The following is a 1,039-nucleotide window of genomic DNA, read 5'->3' as shown; positions in this document are numbered from 1 at the left end:
GCGGTCAGGTGACGAGCATCGACAACCGCGTGACCACGCTGGAAGGCGGCTGGAACGTGGCGGCCAATGGCGGTGCGGCCGACGCTATCAAGGCGGGCGACACGCTGAACTTTGTCGATGGCACCAATACGAGCGTTGCGTACGACGCCACCGGCAAGGCGCTGACGGTGAGCGTGGTCGACAACCCAACGTTCGCGGGTCTGGTCACGGCCAACGGTGGGCTGGACATGGCGGGCAATACGATCAGCAACGTGGCGGCTGGCGTGGCCGACACCGACGCGGTCAACGTCAGCCAGCTCAACGCGCTGGGCGATCAGGTGACGAACATCGACGGCCGTGTCAGCACGGTCGAAGGTGACATCACCTCGATCAACAGTCAGATCGGCGACATCAACAACAGCATCACGCAGATCACGGGTGACATCACCAGCATCGATGGCCGGGTGAGCAACGTCGAAGGCAGCATCACGACGATCAACACCAACATCGCCAACCTGGGCGATCAGGTGACCAGCATCGGCGGTCAGGTCACCAGCATCGATAACCGCGTGACCACGCTGGAAGGCGGCTGGAACGTGGCGGCCAATGGCGGTGCGGCCGACGCCATCAAGGCAGGCGACACGCTGAACTTTGTCGACGGCACCAACACGAGTGTTGCGTACGACGCCAGCGGCAAGGCACTGACGGTGAGCGTGGTCGACAACCCAACGTTCGCGGGTCTGGTCACGGCCAACGGCGGGCTGGACATGGCCGACAACGTGATCAGCAACGTGGCGGCTGGCGTGGCCGACACCGACGCGGTCAACGTCAGCCAGTTGAACGCGCTGGGCGATCAGGTGACGAACATCGACGGCCGCGTCAGCACGGTCGAAGGTGACATCACCTCGATCAACAGTCAGATCGGCGACATCAACAACAACATCACGCAGATCACGGGTGACATCACCAGCATCGATGGCCGGGTGAGCAACGTCGAAGGCAGCATCACCACGATCAACACCAACATCGCCAACCTGGGCGATCAGGTGACCAGCATCGG

At 62.8% G+C, this 1,039-nt stretch carries 1 pseudogene; it reads left to right on the top strand.

Features of this window, described 5'->3' with window-relative positions:
- Window positions 1-1,039, top strand: a pseudogene (locus tag ACDA63_RS20115) (hypothetical protein); the annotation flags it as partial.

It is taken from the genome of Uliginosibacterium sp. sgz301328, from assembly GCF_041807905.1.
GTDB lineage: Bacteria > Pseudomonadota > Gammaproteobacteria > Burkholderiales > Rhodocyclaceae > JBGVSA01.
The sequence above is the reverse complement of the archived record's forward strand: the minus strand, read 5'-3'. Positions and strand labels throughout refer to the sequence as shown.